This is a genomic window from Spiroplasma sp. ald (assembly GCF_044714355.1).
Lineage (GTDB): Bacteria > Bacillota_I > Bacilli_A > Mycoplasmatales > Mycoplasmataceae > Spiroplasma > Spiroplasma phoeniceum.
The window spans coordinates 1-6,100 of sequence record NZ_RXFY01000069.1 but is presented as its reverse complement, the minus strand read 5'-3'; the positions used below and the strand labels follow the sequence as shown (position 1 = coordinate 6,100).

General features: G+C 26.4%; 6 protein-coding genes. 3 read left to right on the top strand and 3 right to left on the bottom strand.

Annotated features, from left to right (window positions below; all coding sequences use genetic code 4):
- The first annotated feature begins 344 nt into the window (after positions 1 to 344).
- Positions 345 to 695, top strand: a complete 351-nt coding sequence (locus tag EHU54_RS04085; protein ID WP_400249077.1) for an integrase core domain-containing protein — start codon at positions 345 to 347, stop codon at positions 693 to 695.
- Positions 696 to 981: 286 nt separating this feature from the next.
- Here EHU54_RS04085 and EHU54_RS04080 read toward each other — a convergent pair whose 3' ends face one another.
- The 3 genes from EHU54_RS04080 to rny all read right to left on the bottom strand — a co-directional run bounded on the left by EHU54_RS04080 (position 982) and on the right by rny (position 4,632).
- Positions 982 to 1,509 carry a hypothetical protein gene (locus EHU54_RS04080; protein ID WP_400249076.1) on the bottom strand — a complete coding sequence of 176 codons (528 nt, stop codon included), beginning with the start codon at positions 1,507 to 1,509 and terminating at the stop codon, positions 982 to 984.
- A 145-nt stretch (positions 1,510 to 1,654) separates the two neighbouring features.
- The gene (gene ffh / locus EHU54_RS04075) at positions 1,655 to 3,013 is read right to left on the bottom strand and encodes a signal recognition particle protein (RefSeq protein WP_400249075.1); all 1,359 of its coding nucleotides are present in this window, start codon (positions 3,011 to 3,013) and stop codon (positions 1,655 to 1,657) included.
- Positions 3,014 to 3,102: 89 nt separating this feature from the next.
- Positions 3,103 to 4,632: a ribonuclease Y gene (gene rny, locus EHU54_RS04070; RefSeq protein WP_400249074.1), complete on the bottom strand. Its 1,530-nt coding sequence runs from the start codon at positions 4,630 to 4,632 to the stop codon at positions 3,103 to 3,105.
- A gap of 830 nt (positions 4,633 to 5,462) precedes the next feature.
- Between rny and EHU54_RS04065 the strand changes: the two genes are divergently transcribed.
- Together EHU54_RS04065 and EHU54_RS04060 are read left to right on the top strand one after the other, a co-directional pair.
- On the top strand, positions 5,463 to 5,579 hold the full coding sequence (locus tag EHU54_RS04065) for a hypothetical protein (RefSeq protein WP_400249073.1): 117 nt from the start codon (positions 5,463 to 5,465) through the stop codon (positions 5,577 to 5,579).
- A complete protein-coding gene (locus EHU54_RS04060; protein WP_400249072.1) occupies positions 5,579 to 5,794 on the top strand; it encodes a hypothetical protein in 216 nt (71 codons plus the stop codon). Before EHU54_RS04065 ends, EHU54_RS04060 begins: the two co-directional genes overlap by 1 nt.
- Positions 5,795 to 6,100: the final 306 nt, after the last annotated feature.

Below are 6,100 nucleotides of genomic sequence, written 5' to 3'. Positions count from 1 at the left end.
TTTCTATTTTAAATATATTTTATAGAAATTTTAAAATAACTAGGTTATGCAAGAAGTCTATTGAGTAGTAAATGAAGTTATAAATGAAAAATTAAGACCTGTTCTAAATTGAAGAACTTCCAAAGAAGTATTTTCAGAGAATTTTAAATAAGTTTATTTGAATAATTTATACGGCCATAATTTAATAAACTATTTTTCAGTATGCCTAAATATGCTTAAAATAGACTAAAATTACAAATATTTTATTTTTTTTAAAAAAATAGTTGCATTTATTTTAAAGAGTGTTATTATCAATCTAGCAAGAGATACAAATTTGGAACTTGTATCTACACGATGCCATTTAAATATTTGGTATTAAAATAACACGAATTAGAACTGATAACGGTTCTGAATTTATTAATAGTCATCGGAATAATCAAAAAAGTACTGTTAAAGAAACTAATTTTACTCAATTTTTAACAGATAAAAATATTTTACATCAAACAACACCTGTTCGTTCTCCACAGTCAAATGGTAAAATTGAAAGATTTCATCAAAATTATACTAAGTTATTTGTATTTGATGAAAAAATATTGGATGGAGTTGCTTTACAAAATAAAATAAATGATTACTATTATTTTTATAATTTTGAAAGAGTACATAAATCTTTAAATTTTCAGACACCATTTCAATTTTTAACTAATTTAACTAAATAATTTAAAATTTATAAAGTTTTATTAAAAAATATTTTTTAGTGTGTCAATTTTAGAGTTTTTATTTATATATGTATTATTTTTAATAATATTTTTATATTTAAAATTATATATTTTATTATTTTTTCTTGTTTTGTTTAAATCTCCAAAATGTCTGTGGTATATTACACCTTCAATCCAATTTTGCTTTCATATCTCTTCATAGTTACAATTTATTGCATCATATGCAATTGCAATTTGCCGGTTGTTTGAATTTGTATAACCTTTTGTTTCTAAAGATTGTCCGTCTTTAATAATAACTAATAACAGAACTTAAAACTTTATTAATTTCTTGTTTTGTTCAAAGAAAAGCACAAATATTATAAAATAATGTAATAATTTCTTTTAATTTATTTTGATAAGTTGAACAATAATGATTGATAAATTGTTGTCAAGAATGTCGAACTGGTTCATCTAAAAAGGACAATAATTCATCATAAGAAATAAATGCTTTTTGATCATAGAATGGTAAATTAGTATAATTAACTGGACTTAAAAAAGCATTTGTTAAATTTTGTTCAAGTTTTGTTGCAATATTATTATTAATTCACATTCCTCAGTAACCTCGATTTTGTACTCAAGTTTTATTTGGAGTATATTGTCGATTTAAATCAATTTGATTAGCAATTGATTTATCAAGAGTATAATAAAGAATCACTGATCCTCGATAAAACGAAAAATCACTTGAAACAATTGTTGCTGATGAAGAACTAATGTTATCTTTAATTTTTATTTTATTAATATTAATCATTCACCATTTTTTGCTATTTTCTTTCATATGTTTTTCCTTTTCTAAGACTTTTAATAATTTATAATGTTTAATCTTGGATAGTCATTTTATTATTTAGAAATAATTTTGTTAAAACAACATTATTTTGTATCACAAAATAAAAACTGTTTAAAAAACAGTTTTCTTAAATAGATTAATTAAAACCCATTCCGCTTAGACCACCCATCCCAGGAATATTTGGCATACGCCCTGATTTAATTTGACGAGCAATTTCATCAACTTGTTTTTTTGTTTTTTCAAATTGATTAATTAGCTCATTATATTCTTTTTCAGTTCGTCCTGAGCCTTTTAAAATCCGATTTTTTCGTGATAAATGTTTTAATAATCGTGGTTCACGACGTTCTTTCACTGTCATTGATGATAATAATACTTCGGTTACTTTTAATTTTCGTTCAGCATCAGCAATTTTTTCATCACTTAATTTTGGCATTCCAGGTAATAATTTCATAATTCCGCTCATTTTACCCATTTTTGAAATTTGGCGCATTTGGTTTAATAAATCTTGCAAATCAAACTGTCCCATCATCATTCGATTCATTGTTTTTTTGATATCACGTTCATCTAATACATCTTTTGCTTTTTCAACTAAGGTTTGAACATCTCCCATTCCTAAAATTCGATCAGCCATTCGGTCAGGATAAAAGATTTGTAAATTACTCATTCCTTCTCCAGTTCCAATAAAAGTAATTGGTAATTTTGTTAAATGTGTAATTGACAAAGCAGCCCCACCACGAGCATCACCATCTAGTTTTGTAACAACTACTCCTGTTAATTTTAATAACTGATTAAATTCAATCGCAACATTAATAATGTCTTGCCCTGTCATCCCATCAACAACAAGAAGAATTTCATCCGGGGTAATATTATTTTTAATTTCTTTTAATTCTTGCATTAACTCAGCATCAATATGTAAACGTCCAGCTGTATCAATTAAAATAACATCATTTTTATTATCTTTTGCATAAGTAATTGCTTGTTGCGCAGTCGTTACTGGATTTTGTGTTCCGCGCTCAAAAACTTCAATATTTAAATTTTTTCCAATTGTTTTTAATTGTTCAATCGCTGCTGGTCGATAAATATCACAAGCAACTAATAATGGTTTTTTGTGATATTTCTTTTCAACTAACTTAGTAATTTTCCCCGTTGTGGTTGTTTTACCACTTCCTTGTAAACCAACCATCATTACAATTGTTGGTTTTGAAGTAAGTGATAATTCTTTAACTATTTTTCCAAATATATTAACTAATTCTTCATGCACAATTTTAACCATCATTTGTGATGCATTTAATCCATCAAGAATATATTCACCCCGTGCTTTTGTTTCAACAGCTTTAATAAAATCTTTAACTACTTCATTATTAACATCAGCCTCCAATAATGCTAATCGAATTTCACGCATTGTTTCAGTAATAGCATCAGTCGTTAAAGTTGATTTTTTCATATTTTTTTCAATTGATTTTTTCAATCGATTCGCTAAAAAATCTCCAATCATATTTTTCTCCTTTAATTTTTATAACAAATACACTCCTATTAATTAATTATACTAAAATTAACATAAAAAAAGAATAAAAATTTTATTCTTTAAATAACAGTTTCCGTAACTCGTAATTCACGGATAACTGTAATAAAAATATCACCAGGAATTGCCTTTGCTTGTTTAATTTTTTCCTTAATATCAAGCGCAATTTTATGAGTACGAGCATCATCATTAATAATTGGATTAACAATAACTCGAATTTGTCGTCCTGCTTGTAAAACATAAGCTGATTGGACACCATGGACTGTTTGGCAAATTTTTTCTAACTCATTCATTCGGGCAATATAATTTTCAACAGTATTATTACGACTGCCTGGACGAGCAGCTGACAACGTATCAGATGCTGATACTAAAATAGAATAAGGATTAGTTACTGGTACTTCGCCATGATGCGAAGCGATTGCATTAATAATAATTGAATGTTCATTACATTTTGTTGCAATTTGAACACCTAAAGTAACATGACTTCCTTCATTTTCAAAATCAACTGCTTTTCCAATATCATGTAATAACCCAGCACGCATTGCAATTGCAGGGTCTAACCCCAGTTCACTTGCCATTATTGCTGCTAATTTTGCTACTTCGACAGAATGTAATAAGACATTTTGACCATAACTAGTTCGATATTTTAAAATTCCTAAGTGACGAATTAATTCAATATCTAAATTATGAATTGCTAATTCAGCCGCAATTTCTTTTCCTACTTCAAGAATTGTCACTTCGATTTCTTCTTGTTCTAATTTGATTGTTTCTTCAATTCGCGTTGGTTGAATTCGGCCATCAAGTAATAATTTTTCTAAAGTTTTTTTTGCAATTTCCCGACGAATTGGGTTAAAAGATGAAATTTGTACAACATTAGGTGTATCATCAATAATTAAATCAACCCCTGCTGCTATTTCAAATGTACGAATATTACGCCCATCTTTCCCAATAATTCGTCCTTTCATATTATCATCTTCTAAATAAATTGAAGTTGTTGTTTTTTCTGCCACAACTTTTGCTGCATAACGTTCAATTGCAGTAGTAATAATGTTAATGGCTGTTTGTTTGGCATTAATTTTTACAGTATTTTCAGCATTTCGTAAAAATTCACCAATTTCCTTTTGATACCGATCACTTATTTCTTTAAAAAGAACATCTTTTGCTTCTTCAAGTGAATATCCGGCAACTTTTTCAAGTTGATGAAGATTTCGTTCTACCATTTCTTGATAATAGTTAATCTTTCCTTGCAATTCTTCTTTCTTGCGAAACACTTCTTGCTCTTTGCCATTTAATACTTCTTCTCTCTCAACAATTAAACGTTCTCTATCTACTAAAAATTTTTCGGTTGCTAAAAATTCTTCACGTTTGCGAGTTAATTCATCTTTCATTTCTTGTCTAATTTGTGCTGCTTCAACGCGTCCATCTGCTTTAGCAGCATTAATAATTTTTTTTGCTTTATCTTCTGCTTGTTTAATTTTTAATTTTGTTTTTTTGATTAATTTAAATCTTAAATATTTTTCAAATAAATATCCAAGAAAGTAAAAACCTATTGCAACAGCAATAAGGATAATTACTCCTGTGTGTGTTTGCATAATTATTTCTCCTTTACTTAAAAGATTAAGTAAGAAGTATTAATTTTAAATATATAAGTGGAATACTAGCAATGAAATTATTGCCACATTTTATTATACTCTTTTTTAGAAAAATTTTCGCAGAAGATTTCAATTTTATACGAATATTTTTTCATTTCAACCCTATATTTTAATATTTTTTTATTATTTTTATTAACTTGTAGATTGTAAATGCAAGTGCAACAAATCAACTCAGAAATGAACATCTAAAATAAAAATTATGTTAAAATTTTACTAAGAAATGTTCTTTTTATTTTAGTTATTTCAAATTTCATAATTGTTTGCAGAACGAATATTATTTGAACCATAATAAATTGAATTTGAACTAGGGATAATTCTTCATGATTGACTACCATCTTCATTATCACTAACAAAAGTGACTATTATCTGTGTTATATCTACATTCGGGTTTCGCTCACTTAATCTAGCCAGAATTGTTTTGCAATTATTACTGGGTAGTTCCCCTAAGTTAGGGTCTGTACTTACAGTTGATATGGTTTTTTTTAAGAAATAGAAAAATTAACAATTTCTCAACCAAAGTATTGTGAATTTGGTTTTGCAAAAATATGAACATAAAAATAAGTATTATCATAATGATTATACAACAATTTTATATCTTCTATATCTACATTCGGGTTTCGCTCACTTAATCTAGCCAGAATTGTTTTGCAATTATTACTGGGTAGTTGGAGCAAAGCGACAACCAGCGGAGCGAGTTTGAAAATTTCAATTTTTTAATTTATTGAAAGGAGCTATATCATGCCAGTATGATTAACATGGATATTTAGTTTTTGATTTTGTTAGGTATTTTTGCATGAATTGGTTTATCAATTTATCAAAAAGTTAAACAAATTCAAAGTAAGAAAAAAGATAAAAAAGAACTTGAAAAAAAGGAGGATAGAAAATAATGAATTTATTAACTGAAACAGTTACAAAAATCGGTTTTGGTGATGGAATGAATTCCATTTGAACTGGTTTAGGTAATGCAATGGGTAAAGTAAAAGATGCTGTATATGGTATTTTACCGCAATTAATGATCTTTTTAGGTGATGCATGAATTATTTTAATTCCATTTGGAATTTTTGTTATTATTAAGATTTTAAACAAAACTAAGGCACACTAGTTTATTTATTTTTATTAATTTATTTTATATAACTATTACTTTAAAATTTAATAGTATTTTTCAGTGTGCCAATTTTTATTATTTTATATATTTAACATTGTTTAATAACAGTGTTTATTAAACATTAGACTTCTTGCATAACCTAGTTATTTTAAAATTCCTATAAAATATATTTAAAATAGAAATTATAGGAATCTAAAATAGACTTCTTGCATAACCTATTAAAATAATTATAAATATTTTTAAAAAGATACTAATAGCAAATTATAATTTTAATTAATTATGTCTTTTATTTAAAAATTTAAT